Annotated in this window: 19 protein-coding genes; 15 read left to right on the top strand and 4 right to left on the bottom strand. The window is 70.7% G+C overall.

Features of this window, described 5'->3' with window-relative positions; translation table 11 throughout:
• The first annotated feature begins 16 nt into the window (after positions 1 to 16).
• The 3 genes from ilvN (at position 17) to serA (ending at position 3,478) form a co-directional block, all read left to right on the top strand.
• Entirely contained in the window at positions 17 to 544 is a 528-nt protein-coding gene (gene ilvN / locus ACZ39I_RS15530) for an acetolactate synthase small subunit (protein WP_393605213.1), read from the top strand.
• 111 nt (positions 545 to 655) lie between these two features.
• Positions 656 to 1,654, top strand: a complete 999-nt coding sequence (gene ilvC / locus ACZ39I_RS15535; RefSeq protein ID WP_467244923.1) for a ketol-acid reductoisomerase — start codon at positions 656 to 658, stop codon at positions 1,652 to 1,654.
• Between the two features lie 234 nt (positions 1,655 to 1,888).
• Positions 1,889 to 3,478, top strand: a complete 1,590-nt coding sequence (gene serA / locus ACZ39I_RS15540; protein WP_467244924.1) for a phosphoglycerate dehydrogenase — start codon at positions 1,889 to 1,891, stop codon at positions 3,476 to 3,478.
• Between the two features lie 60 nt (positions 3,479 to 3,538).
• Here serA and ACZ39I_RS15545 read toward each other — a convergent pair whose 3' ends face one another.
• Positions 3,539 to 5,074: an MFS transporter gene (locus ACZ39I_RS15545; RefSeq protein WP_467244925.1), complete on the bottom strand. Its 1,536-nt coding sequence runs from the start codon at positions 5,072 to 5,074 to the stop codon at positions 3,539 to 3,541.
• A gap of 96 nt (positions 5,075 to 5,170) precedes the next feature.
• Here ACZ39I_RS15545 and ACZ39I_RS15550 point away from each other — a divergent pair, with 96 nt between their 5' ends.
• Positions 5,171 to 5,755 (top strand): TetR/AcrR family transcriptional regulator, encoded by a 585-nt coding sequence (locus ACZ39I_RS15550; RefSeq protein WP_467244926.1) that lies wholly within the window; start codon positions 5,171 to 5,173, stop codon positions 5,753 to 5,755.
• A gap of 103 nt (positions 5,756 to 5,858) precedes the next feature.
• Here ACZ39I_RS15550 and ACZ39I_RS15555 read toward each other — a convergent pair whose 3' ends face one another.
• Positions 5,859 to 7,193, bottom strand: a complete 1,335-nt coding sequence (locus ACZ39I_RS15555; RefSeq protein ID WP_467244927.1) for a PucR family transcriptional regulator — start codon at positions 7,191 to 7,193, stop codon at positions 5,859 to 5,861.
• 145 nt (positions 7,194 to 7,338) lie between these two features.
• Between ACZ39I_RS15555 and ACZ39I_RS15560 the strand changes: the two genes are divergently transcribed.
• On the top strand, positions 7,339 to 8,265 hold the full coding sequence (locus tag ACZ39I_RS15560; RefSeq protein ID WP_467244928.1) for a proline dehydrogenase family protein: 927 nt from the start codon (positions 7,339 to 7,341) through the stop codon (positions 8,263 to 8,265).
• A 174-nt stretch (positions 8,266 to 8,439) separates the two neighbouring features.
• On the top strand, positions 8,440 to 10,071 hold the full coding sequence (gene pruA, locus ACZ39I_RS15565) for an L-glutamate gamma-semialdehyde dehydrogenase (RefSeq protein ID WP_467244929.1): 1,632 nt from the start codon (positions 8,440 to 8,442) through the stop codon (positions 10,069 to 10,071).
• A 7-nt stretch (positions 10,072 to 10,078) separates the two neighbouring features.
• Here the strand turns inward: pruA and ACZ39I_RS15570 are convergent, their stop codons facing one another.
• On the bottom strand, positions 10,079 to 10,258 hold the full coding sequence (locus tag ACZ39I_RS15570; RefSeq protein ID WP_467244930.1) for a hypothetical protein: 180 nt from the start codon (positions 10,256 to 10,258) through the stop codon (positions 10,079 to 10,081).
• Positions 10,259 to 10,800: 542 nt separating this feature from the next.
• On the opposite strand from ACZ39I_RS15570, the gene ACZ39I_RS15575 reads away from it, so the two are divergent.
• Positions 10,801 to 10,932, top strand: a complete 132-nt coding sequence (locus tag ACZ39I_RS15575) for a hypothetical protein (RefSeq protein ID WP_020121043.1) — start codon at positions 10,801 to 10,803, stop codon at positions 10,930 to 10,932.
• Between the two features lie 52 nt (positions 10,933 to 10,984).
• On the opposite strand, the gene ACZ39I_RS15580 is transcribed toward ACZ39I_RS15575, so the two are convergent.
• The gene (locus ACZ39I_RS15580) at positions 10,985 to 12,541 is read right to left on the bottom strand and encodes a purple acid phosphatase family protein (protein WP_467244931.1); all 1,557 of its coding nucleotides are present in this window, start codon (positions 12,539 to 12,541) and stop codon (positions 10,985 to 10,987) included.
• Between the two features lie 131 nt (positions 12,542 to 12,672).
• Between ACZ39I_RS15580 and ACZ39I_RS15585 the strand changes: the two genes are divergently transcribed.
• The 8 genes from ACZ39I_RS15585 (at position 12,673) to ACZ39I_RS15620 (ending at position 22,156) form a co-directional block, all read left to right on the top strand.
• Entirely contained in the window at positions 12,673 to 13,716 is a 1,044-nt protein-coding gene (locus ACZ39I_RS15585) for a 3-isopropylmalate dehydrogenase (protein ID WP_403663902.1), read from the top strand.
• A gap of 256 nt (positions 13,717 to 13,972) precedes the next feature.
• Positions 13,973 to 15,061 (top strand): branched-chain amino acid aminotransferase, encoded by a 1,089-nt coding sequence (locus tag ACZ39I_RS15590; protein ID WP_467244932.1) that lies wholly within the window; start codon positions 13,973 to 13,975, stop codon positions 15,059 to 15,061.
• 172 nt (positions 15,062 to 15,233) lie between these two features.
• The gene (ureA, locus tag ACZ39I_RS15595) at positions 15,234 to 15,929 is read left to right on the top strand and encodes an urease subunit gamma (protein ID WP_467244933.1); all 696 of its coding nucleotides are present in this window, start codon (positions 15,234 to 15,236) and stop codon (positions 15,927 to 15,929) included.
• A 376-nt stretch (positions 15,930 to 16,305) separates the two neighbouring features.
• Positions 16,306 to 18,018, top strand: coding sequence for an urease subunit alpha (locus ACZ39I_RS15600; RefSeq protein ID WP_467244934.1), 1,713 nt, complete (start codon positions 16,306 to 16,308; stop codon positions 18,016 to 18,018).
• 17 nt (positions 18,019 to 18,035) lie between these two features.
• Positions 18,036 to 19,082: an agmatine deiminase family protein gene (locus tag ACZ39I_RS15605; protein ID WP_467244935.1), complete on the top strand. Its 1,047-nt coding sequence runs from the start codon at positions 18,036 to 18,038 to the stop codon at positions 19,080 to 19,082.
• Complete coding sequence (locus tag ACZ39I_RS15610; RefSeq protein ID WP_467244936.1) at positions 19,079 to 19,336, top strand: hypothetical protein; 258 nt, start codon at positions 19,079 to 19,081, stop codon at positions 19,334 to 19,336. Before ACZ39I_RS15605 ends, ACZ39I_RS15610 begins: the two co-directional genes overlap by 4 nt.
• Positions 19,333 to 19,935 carry a TetR/AcrR family transcriptional regulator gene (locus tag ACZ39I_RS15615; protein WP_467244937.1) on the top strand — a complete coding sequence of 201 codons (603 nt, stop codon included), beginning with the start codon at positions 19,333 to 19,335 and terminating at the stop codon, positions 19,933 to 19,935. Before ACZ39I_RS15610 ends, ACZ39I_RS15615 begins: the two co-directional genes overlap by 4 nt.
• A gap of 166 nt (positions 19,936 to 20,101) precedes the next feature.
• Positions 20,102 to 22,156 (top strand): hypothetical protein, encoded by a 2,055-nt coding sequence (locus tag ACZ39I_RS15620; RefSeq protein ID WP_467244938.1) that lies wholly within the window; start codon positions 20,102 to 20,104, stop codon positions 22,154 to 22,156.
• Positions 22,157 to 22,221 lie beyond the last annotated feature (65 nt).

Raw genomic sequence — 22,221 nt, forward strand, 5'->3', positions numbered from 1 at the left:
AGAGACGTAAAAGATCATGTCCAAGCACACGCTCTCCGTCCTGGTGGAGAACACCCCCGGCATCCTCGCCCGGATCGCCGCCCTGTTCTCCCGCCGCGGCTTCAACATCGACTCGCTCGCGGTCGGTGTCACCGAGCACCCGGAGATCTCCCGGATCACCATCGTGGTCACCGTGGTCGAGGAACTGCCGCTGGAGCAGGTGACCAAGCAGCTCAACAAGCTCGTCAACGTGCTGAAGATCGTCGAGCTGGAACCCGGCTCGGCCGTTCAGCGCGAACTCGTTCTGGTGAAGGTGCGCGCCGACAACGAGACGCGCTCCCAGATCGTCGAGATCGTCCAGCTGTTCCGCGCCAAGACCGTCGACGTCTCCCCGGAGGCCGTCACGATCGAGGCCACCGGCAGCGGCGAGAAGCTGTCCGCGATGCTGAAGATGCTGGAGCCGTACGGCATCAAGGAGCTTGTCCAGTCCGGCACCATCGCCATCGGCCGCGGCGCCCGTTCGATCACGGACCGCTCGCTGCGCGCCCTCGACCGCAGCGCGTAGGGCCGGCCACGGGCGGCTTCGGCCGCCCGTATACCGAGACCCCGAATCTTCATGTCAGCCCGCCGTCATACGGTGGGACGCAACATCTGCACTCCAAGGAGAGAACCCAAAGTGGCCGAGCTGTTCTACGACGCCGACGCCGACCTGTCCATCATCCAGGGCCGCAAGGTCGCGGTCATCGGTTACGGCAGCCAGGGCCACGCCCACGCGCTGTCGCTCCGTGACTCGGGTGTCGACGTGCGTGTCGGTCTGCACGAGGGCTCCAAGTCCAAGGCCAAGGCCGAGGAGCAGGGTCTGCGCGTGGTGACGCCCTCCGAGGCCGCCGCCGAGGCCGACGTCATCATGATCCTCGTCCCGGACCCGATCCAGGCCCAGGTCTACGAGGAGTCCATCAAGGACAACCTCAACGACGGCGACGCGCTGTTCTTCGGCCACGGCCTGAACATCCGCTTCGACTTCATCAAGCCCCCGGCCGGCGTCGACGTCTGCATGGTCGCCCCCAAGGGCCCGGGTCACCTGGTGCGCCGCCAGTACGAGGAGGGCCGCGGCGTTCCGTGTATCGCGGCCGTCGAGCAGGACGCGACCGGCAGCGCCTTCGCGCTCGCGCTGTCGTACGCCAAGGGCATCGGCGGCACCCGCGCCGGCGTCATCAAGACGACCTTCACCGAGGAGACCGAGACCGACCTGTTCGGTGAGCAGGCCGTTCTCTGCGGTGGTACGGCCGCGCTGGTCAAGGCCGGTTTCGAGACGCTGACCGAGGCCGGCTACCAGCCGGAGATCGCGTACTTCGAGTGCCTGCACGAGCTGAAGCTCATCGTCGACCTCATGTACGAGGGCGGCCTGGAGAAGATGCGCTGGTCGATCTCCGAGACCGCCGAGTGGGGCGACTACGTCACCGGCCCGCGGATCATCACGGACGCCACCAAGGCCGAGATGAAGAAGGTCCTCGCCGAGATCCAGGACGGCACCTTCGCCCGTGAGTGGATGGCCGAGTACCACGGCGGTCTGAAGAAGTACAACGAGTACAAGCAGCAGGACTCCGAGCACCTGCTGGAGACCACCGGCAAGCAGCTCCGCAAGCTGATGAGCTGGGTCGACGAGGAGGCGTAAGCCTCGCGTGACGGGGTCGGAGCGCTGCGCTTCGGCCCCGTTGACCCACCCGTGCCGTCACGGACGGGTGATCCTTCCGCAGAGGCGCAGGACGACCTTGGTAGCGCCACTACACTGCCGTCATACATACGCGTCAGGCCCACAGCGTCGTGCGTCTTCAACGCGGCCAGTACCCTCCACCGCCTGCGGCCGTCGGGACGGCCGTCCGCACGCAATGGACTTGTGAGGACTCACGTGAGCTCGAAACCTGTCGTACTCATCGCTGAAGAGCTGTCGCCCGCGACGGTGGACGCGCTTGGCCCGGACTTCGAGATCCGGCACTGCAACGGAGCGGACCGAGCCGAACTGCTCCCGGCCATCGCCGACGTCGACGCGATCCTGATCCGCTCCGCCACCAAGGTGGACGCCGAGGCCATCGCCGCCGCGCACAAGCTGAAGGTCGTCGCACGAGCCGGCGTCGGCCTGGACAACGTCGACGTCTCCGCCGCCACCAAGGCCGGCGTGATGGTCGTCAACGCCCCCACCTCGAACATCGTGACCGCCGCCGAACTCGCCTGCGGTCTCCTCGTCGCCACCGCCCGCCACATCCCGCAGGCCAACGCCGCGCTGAAGAACGGCGAGTGGAAGCGCAGCAAGTACACGGGCGTGGAGCTGGCCGAAAAGACCCTCGGTGTCGTGGGTCTGGGCCGGATCGGCGCGCTGGTGGCCCAGCGCATGTCCGGCTTCGGCATGAAGGTCGTCGCCTACGACCCCTACATCCAGCCCGCCCGCGCCGCCCAGATGGGCGTCAAGGTGCTGTCCCTGGACGAGCTGCTCGAGGTCTCCGACTTCATCACCGTCCACCTGCCCAAGACCCCCGAGACCGTCGGCCTCATCGGCGACGAGGCGCTGCGCAAGGTCAAGCCGAGCGTGCGGATCGTCAACGCCGCGCGCGGCGGGATCGTCGACGAGGAGGCGCTGTACTCCGCCCTCAAGGAGGGCCGGGTCGCCGGTGCCGGTCTCGACGTGTACGCGAAGGAGCCCTGCACGGACTCCCCGCTGTTCGAGTTCGACCAGGTCGTCGCCACCCCCCACCTCGGCGCCTCCACCGACGAGGCCCAGGAGAAGGCCGGTATCGCCGTCGCCCGCTCGGTGCGCCTCGCCCTCGCCGGTGAGCTGGTGCCCGACGCGGTGAACGTCCAGGGCGGTGTCATCGCCGAGGACGTCAAGCCGGGCCTGCCCCTCGCCGAGCGCCTCGGCCGTATCTTCACCGCGCTCGCCGGTGAGGTCGCGGTCCGCCTCGACGTCGAGGTGTACGGCGAGATCACCCAGCACGACGTGAAGGTGCTGGAGCTGTCCGCCCTCAAGGGTGTCTTCGAGGACGTCGTCGCCGAGACGGTGTCGTATGTCAACGCCCCGCTGTTCGCGCAGGAGCGCGGTGTCGAGGTGCGGCTGACGACCAGCTCGGAGTCGGCCGACCACCGCAATGTCGTCACCGTGCGCGGCACGCTCGGCGACGGCGAGGAGGTGTCGGTCTCCGGCACGCTGGCCGGGCCGAAGCACCTCCAGAAGATCGTCGCGGTCGGCGAGTACGACGTCGACCTGGCCCTCGCCGACCACATGGTCGTCCTCAAGTACGAGGACCGTCCCGGTGTCGTCGGTACGGTGGGCCGGATCTTCGGTGAGGCCGGGATCAACATCGCCGGTATGCAGGTCTCGCGGGCGATCGCCGGTGGCGAGGCGCTCGCGGTCCTGACCGTGGACGACACGGTTCCGGCCGGGGTGCTGACCGAGGTCGCCGAGGAGATCGGGGCGACGTCGGCCCGTGCGGTGAACCTGGTCTGACGCTTCACCACGAACGCCGGGCGGGCCGAGGGTTTCCTCGGCCCGCCCGGCGCTTGTCTGTTACGCGGGCACCTTCTCCGGCTCCGATGCCTCCTGCGGTGTGGGCAGCTCGACCCGGCGCAGTGTCACCGCGGCCAGCACCGCCGCCCCCGCGAGCAGCACTGCCCCCGCGATCGCCGCTCCCTGCATCCCGTTGGTGAACGCCTCCCGGGCCACGGTCGCCAGCCCCGGTACCCGATCGGCGACGGCCAGTGCGCCGCCCAGCGTCTCGCGGGCCACGTCGGGTGCCGAGGCCGGCATGTCGTGGCGGTAGACCGCCGTACCGATGGAGCCGAGGACCGCCATGCCCAGCGCACCGCCGAACTCCGCGCCGGTCTCCATCAGGGAGGACGCGGTACCGGCCCGCTCCACCGGGGCGGTGCCCATCGCGAGGTCCATGATCTGGGACATCACGATGACGCTGCCTACCGCGAGGACACCGCAGGAGGCCAGCACCAGCCACATCGAGTCCGTACCGGCGAAGGCCAGCAGCGCGAAGCCGGCCGCGGCGATCGCGAAGCCCGCGGTGACGACGGAGGCGCGGTTGACGCCCTTCTGGACCAGCGCGGTCGCGACCGGCGCCGCGGCCCCGATCGGCACCGACGGCAGCAGCGCCCACAGGGCCGCCTCCAGCGCGCTCTTGTCGAGCACGGACTGCAGGTACTGCGTGGTGAAGTAGGCCGACCCCATGATCCCGAACGCCGAGACGAGGTTCAGGGCGACGGACGGTGCGAAGCCGCGGCCGCGGAACAGGGCGGGGTCGATCATCGGCGAGGCCGCGGTGCGCTGGCGGTGCACGAAGAGGGCCGCGAAGAGCAGGCCGACGGTGATCGAGACGACGTACCGGACGTTCCAGCCCTCGGACGGGATTTCCTTGAGGCCGTAGACGACGGGCAGTACCGCGGCCATCGACAGGGGGACGCTCAGCCAGTCGAACCGGCCGGTGGAGGAGGCCTTCGACTCGGGCAGCAGGATCGGGCCCAGGACCAGGAGCAGCACCATCGCGGGCAGGTTGACCAGGAAGACCGAGCCCCACCAGAAGTACTCGACCAGCACACCGCTCATCACCGAACCGAGCGCGATCCCGGCCGTCATCACGCCGGACCACATGCCGATCGCCTTCGCGCGCTGTCCGGGGTCGGTGAACATCGTGCGGAGCATGGCCATCGTGGACGGCATCAGGGTCGCGCCGCCGATGCCGAGGACGGCGCGGGCGGCGATCAGGGCCTCGGCGCTGTTCGCGTAGGCCGCCGCCAGCGAGGCCGCGCCGAAGCACGCGGCGCCGATCAGCAGGAGGCGGCGGTGGCCGATGCGGTCGCCCACGGAGCCCATCGTCATCAGCAGGCCGGCCAGGACGAAGGCGTAGATGTCGAAGATCCACAGTTGCTGGGTGCCGCTCGGCTCCAGGTCCGCGCTGATCGCCGGGATGGCGAAGTAGAGGACGGAGACGTCCATCGAGACCAGGAGCAGCGGAAGCATCAGGACGGCGAGGGCGGTCCATTCGCGGCGTCCGGCGCGGGCACCGGCGGAGGCGGTCGTGCACGTCGGGTTCGTCATGCCGGAGACTGTACGGACGTCTTAAACGGTTGTCTAGAACGCTCGTATAAATCAGTCGTCTAGGACGTCTGTATGGATCGGGATACGCTGGCTCGCATGGGACACCGTGAGGATCTGCTCGAAGGCGCCAAGCGCTGCCTGTTGCAGAAGGGGTTCGCGCGGACGACGGCGCGCGACATCGTGAAGGAGTCGGGCACCAACCTGGCGTCCATCGGCTATCACTACGGCTCGAAGGACGCCCTGCTGGCGCAGGCGTACATCGCGCTGGTCGAGGGGCTCGGCGAGGCCTTCGACGGCGGCGGAACCGTCGGCACCGCCACCGAGCCGGGCTCGCTCGAACGGTTCCAGGAGGTGTGGTCGAACATCATCGGCACCATGCGCGAGCCCGGTTCGCCGTGGCATCTGAGCATGGAGATCCTGGTCATGGGCGACCGGATGCCCGAGGTGCGCGACCATCTGGCGCAGGCCCAGCGGGAGGCCGGACGCGGGATCATTCCGCTGCTCATGGGCGGTCGCGAGGAGGACGTGTCCGACGAGACGACGGACACGCTCGGCAAGCTCTACCTGACGCTGATGACCGGGCTCATCGCGCAGTGGACCTTCGATCCGAAAACGGCACCCACAGCCGAACAGCTCACCGAGGGGCTGCGCCGACTGGTGGAGGCCGCCACCCGAGGCTGACGTGCGCCTTTCGTGATCAGTACGGGTGGCGTGCCGGCGCCCGGGCGATGGCGGTCGCCGCGTCCGGGGCCCGCCGTGAGGGGTGCTCTCGGCCCGACATGCCTTACAGCCGCGCCCCCTTGAGCGCCATGTGCAGCAACAGTCGGTCCTCGCCGTCGTCCAGGTCCAGGCCGGTGAGCTGTTCGACGCGGGAGAGGCGGTAGTAGAGGGTCTGGCGGTGGATGCCCAACTCCGCGGCGGTGCGCCCCGCCTGGCCCGCGCAGTCGAGGTAGACCTCGGCGGTGCGGGCCAGTTCGCGGTGGGCGGGGGAGAGGAGCGGGCGTACGGCGGGGTCGTGGGCCGTCTCCGGGGGCAGTGCGGTCAGCAGACGGTACGGGCCGATGCGGGACCACTCCGCGACCGGGCCCAACCGGGGTTCCGCGAGCGCGGCCCGGGCCGCGGCCGACGCCTCCTGCCAGGCGGGGGCCAGCTCGGCGAGGCCCACGCGGGCGGCGGCGACCCCGGCGGCCACGGTGCGTCGGGCGGCGGCGGAGGCTCCTGTGTCGTGTGCCGTGGCTGAAGCTGCTGCACCGGTGTCAGGGACCGCCGGCCCGGGAGCGCTGCCCTGGTTCCCACCGGATCCGCCCGCCCCCGGTTCTCCGCTCCCCGTCTCGCCATGGGCGCCCCCGCCCCCCTCCACACCCCGCGCCCGCTCCAGCAGCCGTACCGCCGTCGTGTTCGCCGGGGTCAGGGTGTCCGTCGCTCGCAGGCGGACCAGGACTGCCAGGGACTGGGCCGAGGTGCTCCACGGCACCGTGCACAGGGCTGTCGCGTGCGGGATCGTACGGGCGGACGGGGCGTCGTCCGGGTCGGCGGACGGCCACGGGGCGACACACACCACGGTGTAGGGGCCGTCGCCGCGGGAGCCCAGTGCCGTGCGCAGGGCCGCCACCGCCATGTCGGACTGCCAGCCGCGCTCGGCGGTCAGTACCGCCCGCAGCTCCCGGCTCAGGTCGGCCCCGTGCTGCGCCTCGTCCGCGAGCAGCGCGCCGATCCGGGCCGTCACCCGCATCGCCGCCTCCAGCTGCCGGTCGGTCGGGCCGGGCTCGGACTCCAGGAGCCAGACGTAACCGAGGACGACCCCGCGATGGCGTACGGGCAGACAGATCCGGCCCCGGTACACCCCCGCCTCCGGAGTGGGCGGAATCCGCACCGGGCCGCTCGCCCGCGTGATGCCGAAGCCCTCGAACCACGTCCGGACCGCGGCCGTGGAGCGCCGGGTCAGGATCGAGCGGGCGCGGACGGGGTCCAGCGCCGACGGATCGAGCTCGCCCTCACTGTCGTACGCACCGAAGGCGATCAGCTCGAAGTCGCGGTTCTCCAGGGTCGCCGGTACGCCCAGGAGCTCCGAGATCTCGTCGACCAGCTCCTGATAGTCACCTTTGTTGTCGCCTGCCACTCGGGCATTCTCGCGCAAAAACACCCCGCTTCATACATCTGTCTGAGATCTGCGGCACGGATGCGTGACAGCTGTCGATGGCCCACGATCGGAGGGATCCTTAGGTTTCACGGTGGTTCTGTCTGCTGGTCTGTGGAGGTGCCCCGTGCTGGGTCCCGTGATTCTTGCCGCGTCGCGCAGCGACCGGATGCGACGCCTGATCTCGGCGGCCCCGGTGACCAAGCAGGTCGTCGACCGCTTCATCCCCGGCGAGACGGTCGACGAGATCGTGCCGATCGTCCGGGAACTCACCTCGCGGGGCCTCGAGCTGACCATGGACGTGGTCGGCGAGGACATCACCACGCCCGAGCAGGCCGAGGCCGCCCGGGACGCCTATCTCGCGCTCGTCGACCGGCTCGGGCCACTCGACCTGGGCACCGGGGCCGAGATGTCCGTGAAGCTGTCGATGTTCGGCCAGGCGCTGGACGGCGGCCACGAGCTCGCACTCGCCAACGTGCGGCCCGTCGTCGAGGCCGCCGCCGCCATCGGCACGACCGTCACGCTCGACGCGGAGGACCACACCACCCTCGACTCGATGTTCGCCATCCACGAGGAACTGCGGAAGGACTTCCCGCAGACCGGCTGTGTGATCCAGGCCTACCTCTTCCGCACCGAGGCCGACGCCCGCCGGCTCGCCGCGGCGGGCAGCCGGGTGCGGCTGGTGAAGGGCGCCTACAAGGAGCCCGCCGAGGTCGCCTACCAGCAGAAGCACGAGATCGACAAGGCGTACGTCCGGGTCCTGCGCATCCTCATGGAGGGCGAGGGATACCCGATGGTCGGCTCCCACGACCCGCGCCTGATCGCCATCGCCCAGGAACTCGCCCGGCAGGCGGGCCGCAAGCCCGACGAGTACGAGTTCCAGATGCTCTACGGCATCCGCGGCGAAGAACACCTGCGCCTGGCCGCCGAGGGCCATCGCATGCGCGTCTACACCGCCTACGGCACCGACTGGTACGGCTACTTCATGCGGCGGCTGGCGGAGAAGCCGGCGAACCTGCGCTTTTTCGTCCGCAGCATGATCACCCGGGGCTGACGGATGAGACACGCACAGAGCTCATTCGGCCGGGGGCCCGGGGGTTGTCCCCCGGGAAGGCGCAGCATGCGGCGGCTCGCGGAGAAGCCGGCGAACCTGCGTTTCTTCGTCCGCAGCATGATCAGCAAGGGCTGAGCCCGAACACCCGCTCAAGTTCAAGGAGTTACGGATCTCATGGACGCTGTGACCCAGGTCCCCACCCCCGTCAACGAGCCGGTGCGCGGCTATGCCCCCGGCTCGCCCGAGCGGGCCCGGCTGGAGGTGAAGCTCAAGGAGCTGGCCGAGAACCCGGTCGACCTGCCGATGACCATCGGCGGCGAGAAGCGGCTCGGTGGCGGCGAGCCCTTCCAGGTCGTGCAGCCGCACAACCACAAGGCCGTCCTCGGCACCCTGCGCAACGCCACCCAGCAGGACGCCCGGGACGCCATCGACGCGGCCCTCGCCGCCGCCCCCGCCTGGCGTGCGATGTCCTTCGACGACCGTGCCGCGATCATCCTGCGCGCCGCCGAACTGCTCGCCGGCCCCTGGCGCGAGACGCTGGCCGCCTCCACCATGCTCGGTCAGTCCAAGACCGCCCAGCAGGCCGAGATCGACACGCCCTGCGAACTCGTCGACTTCTGGCGCTTCAACGTCAAGTACGCCCGTGACCTGCTCGCCGAGCAGCCCCCGGCCAACGCCCCGGGCGTCTGGAACCGTCTCGACCACCGCCCGCTGGAGGGCTTCGTCTACGCGATCACGCCGTTCAACTTCACGGCGATCGCGGGCAACCTGCCGACCGCGCCCGCGCTGATGGGCAACGTCGTGGTCTGGAAGCCGTCGCCGACCCAGACGCACGCCGCCGTGCTGCTCATGCAGCTCCTCGAGGAGGCCGGTCTGCCCAAGGGCGTCATCAACCTCGTCACCGGCGACGGCATCGAGGTCTCCAAGGTCGCCCTGGAGCACCGCGACCTCGCGGGCATCCACTTCACCGGTTCGACGAAGACCTTCCAGCACCTGTGGAAGACGGTCGGCGCCAACATCGAGAAGTACCGCACGTATCCGCGTCTGGTCGGCGAGACCGGCGGCAAGGACTTCGTGGTGGCCCACCCGTCGGCCGACCGCGCCATCCTCAAGACCGCCCTGACCCGCGGCGCCTTCGAGTACCAGGGCCAGAAGTGCTCCGCGACCTCCCGGGCCTACATCCCGGCGTCGATCTGGAACAGCGGTTTCCGCGAGGAGTTCGCCGCCGAGGTCGACGGCATCGCCATGGGTGACGTCACCGACCTGTCCAACTTCATCGGCGCGGTCATCGACGAGCGTGCCTTCGCCAAGAGCAAGGCGGCGATCGACCGCGCGCAGTCGGACCCCACCTGCACGATCGTCGCGGGCGGTTCCTACGACGACTCGGTCGGCTGGTTCGTCCGCCCGACCGTCGTCGAGTGCACGGACCCGGAGAACGAGGTCTTCACCACCGAGTACTTCGGCCCCTTCCTCGCGGTGTACATCTACGAGGACGACCGGTACGAGGAGATGCTGACCCAGATGGAGTCGGCCTCCGACTACGCGCTGACGGGCTCGGTGATCTCGTCCGACCGCGCGGCGGCCGCGTACACGATGGACAAGCTGCGCTACGCGGCCGGTAACTTCTACATCAACGACAAGTCCACCGGCGCCGTCGTCGGCCAGCAGCCCTTCGGTGGCGGCCGCGCCTCCGGCACCAACGACAAGGCCGGCGCCCCGCAGAACCTCCAGCGCTGGACCCTGACCCGCGCCATCAAGGAGACGCTGGTCCCGCCGACCGACTACGGCTACCCGCACATGGGCTGACGGCTCGTCAGTTGCTGGAAGGGGCCGGGCTGTTGCCCGGCCCCTTCGCGTGCGCACAATGCGGGCACTCGGGGCAGGTCGGCGCCCGCACGTCGAGGCTGGGCGCGGAGTCGATCGCGTCCCGGAACGCGGCCGACCGCTCGTCGATCAGGCCGAGCAGTACGGGGAACTCAAGAGTGTGGTCCACGTCGGCTGTCCATCAACGGGATCCGCCCACGGCGCGAGGATTTCCGCCGCGGAGTCGGCCGGGCATGACCCGCACCAGCGCTCCCTTCCTCCGCCTCGCATCTCCCCGCCCGTGCGCCTTCCCCGCCTCCGCGAACGGCACGACCGCCTCCGACGGCCGCGAGCACCAGCCCTCCCGGCCCGCAGGGTCTTCAGCGTGGGGCCGCGCAGGAAGTCGCGCTGGTCCGCGCCGATGGCGTACGCGCCCTCCGCCTTCTCGCCATCGCCCGGGACGGGCGGGGCTGCTCTCCGCTCCTCTCGGTGAAACCGCAGGTCAGCGCAGTGTGATCCACTTCGCCGTCTCAGATAGTAGGAAGTCCGAGTAATTGTGGAGACAGACCGGCTGTCCTCCCTTAGCTTTGTAGGAGCCGAACGTCTCGCTCGATCAAGCGAATGGCGGTCGTGAGCCGGGCCCCGTGCAGGCAACCCCTGCGGCCCGTCGCTCCCCGCCCCTTCCGGCGTCTCGTTGTCCCCTTCCCGGAAATTCGAAGGAGTCGATTTCTCATGGCCGAGACGACCGCCCGCCGTCGAGTCCGTCACACCTCCCGTACCAGCGAGTCCGACCGCAAGAACGCCGCCGCAGCCCTGCAGCGCGCCCTCGACCGCCGTGACAACGGCGGCTCGACCGGTCACTGACCGGTCCCTCACAGCCGGGAGCCGCACCCGAACGAGGTGTGGCGCGGGTCCGTCAGGCCCCGCGCCGCACCTCGAAATGGTCGATGCGCCCCCCGTTCTGCGCGAGCGCCGACACCGTCAGCCGCGGCCGCGCCCCGCTCTCCGCCTCCACCGAGAGCAGCGAGAACCCGCGGTAGCGCACCCGTGACCACTCCACCGTCTCCTTCCGGGACTGCTTGGACTTCGTCCACTGGAAGGTCTCGACGGACTCGTGGTCGTGCACGCGCCCCTCGTAGCTCTCCTTCACGCCCGCGGGGAAGCCGTACAGGTCCCGGCCGCCCCCGCCGGCCGTGACGTACACGATCCCGTCCCGCGTCGGATCCGTGGCGCCGCCGACCGGCACCGACCGGCCGACCGCGCCGCCGCGGATCGCGTCCGTGCGCTCGTACACGTGGTTGTGCCCGTTGATCACCAGGTCCACCTGGTGCTTCTCGAACAGCGGCAGCCACTCGGCGCGCACCCCGCCGTCGGAGGCGTGCGAGGACGTCGAGTACGCGCAGTGGTGGAAGTACACGACGACGAAGTCGATCCCCCTGGCCGCGCGCAGCTCGGCCAGCTTCTTCTCCAGCCACTTCGTCTGCTTCCCGTCCGTATGACCGAAGTTGGCGGGGATCTCGTACGACACGTCGTTCGCGTCCAGCGCCACGACGCCGACGTTGCCGTAGGCGAAGGAGTACGCGCCCGGCGACGAGCGCGGGTCGAAGCCGCTCTCCGGGAGGGACCAGCGGGCGAGCTGGCCGCCGTAGCCGTCGGGGGAGTACCAGGCCTCCATGTCGTGGTTGCCGGTCGTGACCATCCAGGGGACGCTCCGCGCGACTTCCTCGTTCTGCTTGAGGAACAGGTCCCAGAAGCCCGGGTCGTAGCCGTCCGACGTCAGGCCCTGGCCGTTGCCGTCGGCGTAGCAGAGGTCGCCGGCGTGGAGGTGGAAGGCGGGCTTCTGGCGCAGCAGGAGGTTGTCGTTGGCGGCCGCGGCGGTACCGACCCCCTGGTCGCCGAAGGCGGTGAAGACGAACTTCTCCGGGCTCGCCGGGGCCGTACGGAAGGTGCTGATGGTCGAGCGGTGGCGCGCGTCCGCCGGGTCGAAGCCGGCGTGGCCGACGCCGTAGTAGTACGTCGTGCCGGGGCGCAGTCCGTCCAGGGCCGCGTGCAGGTAGTACTGGTCGAGGGCGAGGCGTACGCCGCTCTGCCCCGGGGTGTGCAGGTCGCGCAGCTCGGCCTCGATCCCGCGGCCCAGGTCGTCGGGCCTCAGGCCGACGCGCACGTACGGCCTCTTCACCGCGAGCGGGACCTGCCACGAGATCCGCATCTGTGTCCTCGGATCGGCGCCGAAGGCGAGATGGCGGCCGAAGGGGGAGACGGCCGAGCCGTGCACCGTCGCCGTGGGGGAGGGCGTGGCGGTGGCGGTGGACGATCCCGCGGGGCCGCAGCCGGTCAGCAGACCGCCCGCGACCGCGCCCGCCGTCACCAGCGTGCGGCGCCGGGACAGCTTCGTGCGCAGGTACTCGTGCTGCTCGGCCATGCTCATCCGCTGCGCGAGCCGCGGCGGAATGCCGACGTCGGGAAGGTCCATGGAAGTGAACTTCCCAGCGGACCCCGACAACGGCCACACCTCCGGGTGAACGCACGCCGAACGTCCGTGACGCGGTGTCCGCATCGCGGACATGCGGTGTCATCCCATGGGACGAGGAGTAGGGTTCCCGCATGTCTCGCAGCATCAATCTCGCAGTGATTCCCGGTGACGGCATCGGCCAGGAGGTCGTGGCCGAAGGTCTGAAGGTCCTCTCCGCCGTCCTTCCGCAGGATGTGAAGCTGGAGACCAAGGACTTCGACTTCGGCGCCCGGCGCTACCACGCCACCGGTGAGACCCTCACCGACTCCGACCTCGACGCGCTGAAGAAGCACGACGCGATCCTGCTGGGCGCCATCGGCGACCCGTCGGTCCCCTCGGGCGTGCTGGAGCGCGGCTTCCTCCTCAAGCTCCGTTTCGCCTTCGACCACCACGTGAACCTGCGTCCGTCGAAGCTCCTCCCGGGGGTCGACACGCCCCTCAAGGGCGAGCCGGCCATCGACTTCGTGGTCGTCCGCGAGGGCACCGAGGGCCCGTACACCGGCAACGGCGGCACCATCCGCAAGGGCACCGAGCACGAGGTCGCCACCGAGGTCTCCGTGAACACGGCCTTCGGTGTCGAGCGCGTGGTCCGGGACGCCTTCGCTCGTGCCCAGGCCCGGCCGCGCAAGAAGCTCACGCTGGTCCACAAGAACAACGTGCTGACCTTCGCCGGCCACCTGTGGACGAACACCTTCAACAAGGTGGCCGCGGAGTTCCCCGAGGTCACCACCGACTACATCCACGTCGACGCGGCCACGATCTACCTGGTCACCGACCCGGCCCGGTTCGACGTGATCGTCACCGACAACCTCTTCGGCGACATCATCACCGACCTCGCCGCGGCCGTCTCCGGCGGCATCGGCGTCGCCGCCTCCGGGAACATCAACCCGAGCGGCGAGTTCCCGTCGATGTTCGAGCCCGTCCACGGCTCGGCCCCGGACATCGCCGGCCAGGGCAAGGCCGACCCCACCGCCACGGTCCTGTCCGTCGCCCTGCTGCTGCGCCACCTCGGCTACGAGGCCGAGGCCGCCCGCATCGAGGAGGCGGTCTCCGCCGACCTCGCCGAGCGCACCGGCAAGCCCGCCCGCTCCACGTCGGAGATCGGCGACGCGCTGGCCGTACGAGTAGCCGGCTGACCGGGCGGATCACTCGATAATCTCTTCGAAGCCGCCGGGTCACTCGCACCCGGCGGCTTTCGCATGTCCGCCGCCGGGTGACACCATCATCCCCCGGGTCGCATTTCACGCCGTTTCTTCCCCGGCTCCCCGCTTGCGATAATCGAACGCGGAGCCGCGGAATGAGGGAATGCTCGGACGTCCTAGCACTGGTCACTGACAGTAAAGGGGCGTGAGCGCGGCCCGTCACTACACAACCGGTGAAGGACAACCACTCATGACGACGCCCACGATCGAGCTCAAGCCCTCCGCCAGCCCGCTCTCCGCCGCCGAGCGCGAGGCGATCCTGGCCAATCCCGGGTTCGGCCGCCACTTCACCGACCACATGGTGACGATCAAGTGGACCGAGGGCCGCGGCTGGCACGACGCGCAGCTCGTTCCGTACGGCCCGATCTCCCTCGACCCCTCCACCCACGTCCTGCACTACGGCCAGGAGATCTTCGAGGGCCTCAAGGCGTACCGCCAGTCCGACGGCTCGGTCGCCGTGTTCCGTCCCGAGGCCAACGCGCGCCGCTTCCGCAACTCCGCCCGCCGGATGGCGATGGCCGAGCTGCCCGAGGAGCTGTTCATCGAGGCCCTCGACGCGCTGATCGGCCAGGACGCCGACTGGGTCCCGCCGCACGGCGGCGAGGAGTCCCTCTACCTGCGCCCGTTCATGTTCGCCACGGAGGCCGCGCTCGGCGTCCACCCGGCCAACGAGTACCTCTTCATGCTGATCGCCTCCCCGTCCGGCGCGTACTTCGCCGGGGGCGTCAAGCCGGTCACCATCTGGGTCTCCGAGGACTACGTCCGCGCGGTCCCCGGCGGCACCGGTGACGCCAAGACCGGCGGCAACTACGCGGCCTCCCTCCTCCCGCAGGCCGAGGCCGCCGCGAACGGCTGCGACCAGGTCGTCTACCTCGACGCGGTGACCCGCACCAAGGTCGAGGAGTCCGGCTCCATGAACATCGCCTTCGTCTACGGCGACCGGATCGTCACGCCGTCGCTGACCGGCTCGATCCTGGAGGGCATCACCCGCGACTCCCTTCTCCAGGTCGCCCGCGACCTCGGCTACACCGCCGAGGAGGGTGTCGTCACCCTGGACCAGTGGCGCGCCGACGCCGCGTCCGGTGCCCTCACCGAGGTCTTCGCCTGCGGCACCGCGGCGGTCGTCACGCCGATCGGGCACGTCAAGACGAAGACGGACGCCTGGACCCACGGCGACGGCACCCCCGGCGCGGTCACCCTGAAGCTGCGCGAGGCGCTGCTCGGTATCCAGCGCGGTGTCAGGGACGACAAGCACGGCTGGATGCACAAGCTGGGCTGAGCCCCGCAGACGGCTCCACGGGCCCGCCCGGACATGTTCCGGGCGGGCCCGTCGCATGTCGGCAACGCGGTTAGAGTGGTGCTCAATGTAACTCGACCCACTCTGTCAATCTGCCTTGTGACTGCTTTAGAGTGTTGCTCTAATTCGGGTCAAGGTAGGGAGGTGTCGTGCCGTGAGACTGACTCCCACGGAACGTGACCGGCTGCTGCTGTTCGGGGCCGCCGAGCTGGCTCGGGCGCGCAGAGCCCGCGGGCTGCGGCTGAACGTCCCGGAGGCGACCGCGCTCATCGCGGACACCGTGTGCGAGGCCGCCCGGGACGGGGTGCGGCTGGCCGAGGCCGTCGAGCGGGCCCGGTCGGTGCTCGGGCCCGACGACGTCCTGCCCGGTGTCGCGGACGTCGTCACCGAGGTGCATGTCGAGGCGGTCTTCGACGACGGCTCTCGGCTCGCGGTCGTCAGCGATCCGATCGGCGGGCTGCTCGGCGAGCGGGCGCCCGGCGCGCTGCTGCCGGGGCCCGAACACGCCGAACCCGAGGCGGTCGTACGGCTGACGGTCACCAATACCGCCACCGTCTCCGTCTCCGTCACCTCCCACTTCCACTTCTTCGAGGCCAACCCGCGCCTGGACTTTCCCCGCGCGGAGGCGTACGGCATGCGGCTCGCGGTGCCCGCCGGCTCATCGGTGCGGTTCGGCCCGGGGGAGTCGGCCGACGTCGGCCTGGTACCGATCGGCGGGGCCCGGGTGGCGGTCGGCTTCGCAGGTCTGGTGGACGGTCCGCTGGACGCGCCGGGCGCGCGCGAGGAGGCGCTGCGGCGGGCGACGGCCTGCGGCTACCTGGGTGTGCGGGACGGAGGAGCCTTCCGATGAGCCGCCTCGCTGAGGCCCGTCGCCTCACGTCCTGCGAGTGCGCGGCCATCCGCGGCTGTCCGGGAGTGCGCGATGAGGACGCCGCGCCGGATGAGCGGCCCCGCCTGGGCTCGCCCTCTCACGCCCCACGGGGACGCCCTGGGTGTGCGGGACGATGGGACCGTCCGATGAGCCGTCTCGGAGGGCGCCGGGGCGGGGCCCGTCGGATTACGTGCCGCGGGTGTGTTGCGGTCTGCGGTTGTCCGGGTGTGCGTGATGAGGAGGCCCGTCCGATGAGCCGTCTCGGAGGGCGCCCGGGCGGGGTCCGTCGGCTCACGGGCCGCGGGTGTGCTGCCGCCTGCGGTTGTCGGGGAGTACGCGACGAGAGGACCGTCCGATGAGCCGCCCCGGAGGTCACCCCGCCGAGGCTCGCCGCCTCACTCCCTACGAGTACGCCGCCACTCACGGACCCCGTGCCGGTGACCGCGTGCGTCTCGGTGACTCCGGGCTGGTGATCCGGGTCGAGGAGGACTCCCAGCGCTACGGCGACGAGTTCCTCGCCGGGTTCGGCAAGACCGCCCGTGACGGGCTGCACCTCAAGGCCGCCGCAGTGCGGGACACCTGTGACGTCGTCGTCAGCAACGTCGTCGTGATCGACGCCGTACAGGGCATCCGGAAGGTCTCGATCGGTATCCGCGAGGGGCGCATCTGCTCCATCGGACGGGCCGGGAACCCCGACACCCTGGACGGGGTCGACGTCGTCGTCGGCACCGGTACCTCCATCGTGTCCGGCGAGGGGCTCATCGCCACCGCCGGGGCCGTCGACACCCACGTCCATCTGCTGTCCCCGCGCATCATGGAGGCATCCCTGGCCTCCGGGGTGACCACGATCATCGGGCAGGAGTTCGGGCCCGTGTGGGGCGTCGGGGTCAACTCGCCCTGGGCGCTGAGGCACGCGTTCGGTGCCTTCGACGCCTGGCCGGTCAACATCGGCTTCCTGGCCCGGGGTTCGTCCTCCGCACCGGACCCCCTGACCGAGGCGCTGGCCGAGGGAGGGGCGAGCGGCTTCAAGGTGCACGAGGACATGGGCGCCCACACCCGCGCGCTGGACACCGCGCTGCGGGTCGCCGAGCAGCACGACGTCCAAGTCGCCCTGCACAGCGACGGATTGAACGAGTGCCTGTCCGTCGAGGACACCCTGAAGGTGCTGGACGGCCGCACGATCCACGCCTTCCACATCGAGGGCTGCGGCGGCGGACACGTACCGAACGTGCTGAAGATGGCCGGGGTTGCGAACGTCATCGGCTCCTCCACCAACCCCACCCTGCCCTTCGGCCGGGACGCCGTCGCCGAGCACTACGGCATGATCGTCTCCGTCCACGACCTCAAGACCGACCTGCCCGGCGACGCCGCCATGGCCCGTGACCGCATCCGCGCCGGGACCATGGGCGCCGAGGACGTCCTGCACGACCTGGGCGCGATCGGCATCACCTCCTCCGACGCGCAGGGCATGGGGCGGGCGGGGGAGACGGTCCGCCGTACCTTCGCGATGGCCGGGAAGATGAAGGCCGAGTTCGGTGCCCCGGACGACGGCCACGACAACGAGCGCGTCCTGCGCTACATCGCCAAGCTGACCATCAACCCGGCCATCGCACACGGCCTTTCGCACGAGGTCGGTTCGATCGAGGTGGGCAAGCTGGCCGACCTCGTGCTGTGGCGGCCGGAGTACTTCGGCGCCAAGCCGCAACTCGTCCTGAAGTCCGGCTTCCCGGCCTACGGCGTGGTCGGTGACCCGGGCGCGGCCACCGACACCTGCGAACCCCTCGTCCTGGGACCGCAGTTCGGGGCGCACGGCGCCACCCCCGCCGAGATCTCCGTGGCCTTCGTCGCCCGGGCCGCCCTCGACCAGGGCAACGACCGGCTGCCGACCCGCAGGAGAAGGGTCGCCGTGCACGGCACCCGCGGCATCGGACCGGCCGATCTGCGCCTCAACTCCCGTACCGGAGCGGTGGACGTGGACCAGCGCACCGGCCTGGTGACGTTGGACGGAGAGCCGGTCGTCTCCGCACCGGCCGACTCGGTCTCCCTCAACCGTCTGTACTTCCTCTAGGACTCCCAGGACCTCCGATGACCTACCGCATGCCGCCCGAGTGGGCCCCGCACGAACGCACCTGGATGGCCTGGCCCGGCCCCAACCCGACCTTCACCGACGACGGGGAACTGGCCGCGGCGCGGGCCGCCTGGGCGTGCGTGGCCCGTGCGGTGCGCCGCTTCGAGCCGGTGACGATGGTGCACGGCCCCGGCCACGCCGCGTCCGCGCGCGCACTGCTCGGCCCGGACGTCGAGCTCGTGGAGCGCGAGCTCGACGACGCGTGGATGCGTGACATCGGCCCGACGTTCGTCAAGGACGAAGAGGGCCGACTGGCCGCCGTGGACTGGGTGTTCAACGGCTGGGGCGGCCAGGACTGGGCCCGCTGGGACCACGACGCGAAGATCGCCCGCCAGGTCGCCGACCTCGCCGGGGTGCCGGTGCTGAGCAGCCCGCTGGTCAACGAGGGCGGCGCGATCCACGTCGACGGCGAGGGCACCGTCCTGCTCACCGACACCGTCCAGCTCGGCGTCGGCCGCAACCCGGGCTGGTCGCGCGAGCAGGTCGAGGCGGAGATCCACGCCAGGCTCGGCACCCGCAGGGCCATCTGGCTCCCGCGCGGCCTGACCGGCGACTACGGCACGTACGGCACCCAGGGCCACGTCGACATCGTCGCCGCCTTCGCCCGCCCGGGCGTGGTCGTGGCGCACGTCCAGCCGGACCCGGCGCACCCGGACCACGAGGTGACCAAGGAGGTCGTCGGCCTGCTGAAGTCGGCGACCGACGCCCGCGGCCGCCGCCTGGAGGTCGTCGAGCTGCTCGCCCCGACCGTCCTGGAGGCGGACGGGCACTGGGCCGACTACTCGTACGTCAACCACTACCTCTGCAACGGCGGCGTCGTGCTCTGCGGCTTCGACGACCCGCGCGACGAGCTCGCCGCCGGCGTCTTCCGGCGGCTGTTCCCCGAGCGCACGGTGACACTGGTCGACGCGCGGACGATCTTCGCGGGCGGGGGCGGTATCCACTGCGTCACCCAGCAGCAGCCGCGGGCGACGGCCGGACGGTCGGGTAGAACAGGCGCGTGAACGCCCCACCGCACCGCCTTGCCCGCGGCCATGGCAGCACCGCCCGCGACCTCGGCCGCACTGCCCGCCACCCCGGCCGCACCGTCTGCGGTCACCGCCGAACCGAGCCGCACCAGCGCACCACCCGCGACCACGGCCGCGCCGCCCGCGCCCACGGCCGCACCGACCCGCCGCACCGCACCGCCCGCGACCACCGCCGCACCGAGTCGCCGCCTCGACTCCCGGACGCCGCCGCACGGGTGGCCGCCGTATGACCGCCGCCCGGCGCACGCCCGCGCCTCCGCGTGAACGCGTCCTCGGCGCGGCCATGGAGATGATCGCCGCGGGCGGCCTGGAGAAGCTGACCATGGCCGCGCTCGGCCGCGAGGTCGGTATGAGCAGCGGCCACCTCCTCTACTACTTCCGCTCCAAGGACGAACTGCTGCTCCAGACCCTGGAGTGGAGCGAGGGACGGCTCGGCGCCGAGCGCGCCCGGCTGCTCACCCGTACGGCGACCGCCGGCGAACGACTCGAGGCGTACGTCGACCTGTACGTCCCCGACGGCCACCGCGATCCGCACTGGACCCTGTGGCTGGAGGTCTGGAACCGCTCGCAGAACGCCAACGACGAGGCCCGCGAACGACAGGCCGCGATCGAGGGCGCCTGGCACCGGGACCTGGTCGCACTGCTCGCGGAAGGGGTGTCTCGGGGCGAGTTCCGGGCCGTCGACCCGGACCGCTTCGCGACCCGGCTCAGGGCCCTCCTGGACGGCTTCTCCATCCACGTGGCGATCGGGCTGCGCGGGACGGACCGGGGGACGATTCTCGGCCACGTGAGGGAGTTCCTCGACGAGAGCCTCCTCGCGGACGCGTGACCTTCCGCCCGGGTTGTACGCAATGAGGACGATTGACCCTGTGGCTTGTGGTGCGTTTGCCTCGTGGGACCCTCGGCGCGGGGCCGGGGGTCATGCGCCAACGGGGAACACAGGGGGGAACATGTCCACAGCCGCCGCATGTCTTGTGGGCGCGGCCTTATGCGTCGTGCTCACCGGTACCACCGCATCCGCCGCACCACCCGTCGATCGTGTCGGCACCACCGCCCAGGCCCAGACCCAGTCACAGGCCCAGTCCCAGGCCCGCCCCGACAAGTCCCCCACCCGGCGGGTGAGCACGGCCGCCGACGGCAGTCAGGCCGACGGACCGTCGAGCGGGGCCTCGATCAGCGCCGACGGCCGCCAGGTCGCGTTCACGTCCACCGCGCCGAACCTCGGCTGCGAGCGCCTCTCGCCGTGTCTGTTCCTGAAGGACCTGACCGACGGCCGCCTCACCAGGATCGACCTCGGCAGCGGCCACACCTACGACGCGCCGCTGTCGAGCGCCGACGGGAGCCGCGTCGCCTTCTCCGCCGGCAACCGCCTCCAGGCTCCTTACCTGTACGACAGCGCCACCGGCCGTTCGGAGCGGCTGTGGCCCCAAGACCCGCCCGGCCTGGCCGAGGTGGGGCACGCCCAGTCGATCAGCCCCGACGGCACGCACGTCGCCTACACCGTCGGAGGCCGCAACGGAGGCCAGACCGCGCGGCTGCTGTACGCCCGTGACACGGAGACCGGCACCGAGGAGCTGATCTCGCCCGCCGAGGAGGGCAACAAGAACGGGGCCTCGGTGAGCGGTGACGGCAACCGGGTCGCCTACTCGGTCCAGGGGGGCGCCGAGGGCAACGACCCGAACGAAGTCTTCGTCAAGGACCGGGCGACGGGCCAGCGCATCCGCGTCGGCGCGGACCTCGGTGTCCCCCATCTGATCCGGATCACGGCGGACGGCCGCCGGGTCCTCCTCGACGCCAACACCGGGGTGTACGTCCACGACCTGAGCACGGGCACCTCGCGACGGGTGGCCGACGGAACCGCCTCCTCGGCCACGGCGGACGGCCGGTACGCCGTCGTCTGGGGCACGGACGGCGTGCGGGTGCGTGACCTGCGGACGGGGCTGCGAGGGGCCACCCTCTCGTGGACCGCCACGGTGATGGGCGACTCGCTGGCCGCCAAGGGGCGTGTGGTGGCGTTCAGTTCGACGGAGTCCCACCTGGTGCCGGGCGACACCAACCGGCAGTCGGACGTGTTCGCCTTCTCGGGCCGCCTGGGGAAGAACCCGGCCCCGATGCCGTCCGTCACCGAACGGCTCGGCGGACCGGCCGGGGCGTCCCACGACCCGGAGATGGACGAGAAAAAGCTCGTCACCTTCACCTCGGAGGAAGACGTCTTCATCAACGCGCCCCTCCGCGTCGTCCCGGTCAACTCCGACACGGAGAAGCCGTCGTCGAAGAGCACCCCCTGCTACAGCGGTCGCATGGTGGGCTACCTGGTCCCGTCCGCCGCCGACGGCGCCCCGGAGATCCACATCCGCTACCGCGCAACCGGGAAGGTCACCGTCCTGGACTCGTACCAGGGCGTCCGCTTCACCTGGATGGGGCGGCCCCAGATCAGCCCCACCTGCCAGTGGATCACCTACGCGGCGACCCTGTCCGCCACCGACGCCGACCCGGACCCGCAACCCCGCGTCTACCGCTTCAATATCGACGGCGGCACCACGGACGTGGTCAGCGCGCCCTCGGGCGGTCCGGCGGACAACCCGTCCATCGACCACGACGGCCGGTACATCGCCTTCGAGCAGGGCGGCGACGTCTACGTACGTCACCTGGACACCGGCGACCTGACGAAGGTCGCGGACGGCGCCTCGGCCCCCTCCCTCAGCTCGGTCGGCCGCACGATCGCCTACCAGCAGGGCCGGTACGTCTACGCCCGGGACCTCGACACCGGCACCATCACGGCCCGGGTCAGGGGCACCCAGCCCTCGATCTCAGGGCACGGCACAGAGTTCGCGTACACCTCGGGCCGTTCCGTGTACCTGCTCGAAATCGCCACGGGGGAGAAGCAGTTGGTCAGCGTGGACCGCTGGGGCGGCCGCAACGACCTTCCGGCGGAGCATCCCTCCGTCAACGCCGACGGCTCGGTCGTCGCGTTCGAGTCGGCCTCACCCGATCTGGTGGAAGGGGACACGAACGGGGTGACGGACATCTTCCTGCGGACCGTGCAGTAACAGGCGACAACCCTCGAAGCCATCGGCGCCCTTGATCAGCACAGTGTTCGCATCCTGAGACGGAC

It is taken from the genome of Streptomyces sp. NPDC024687, assembly GCF_055559055.1.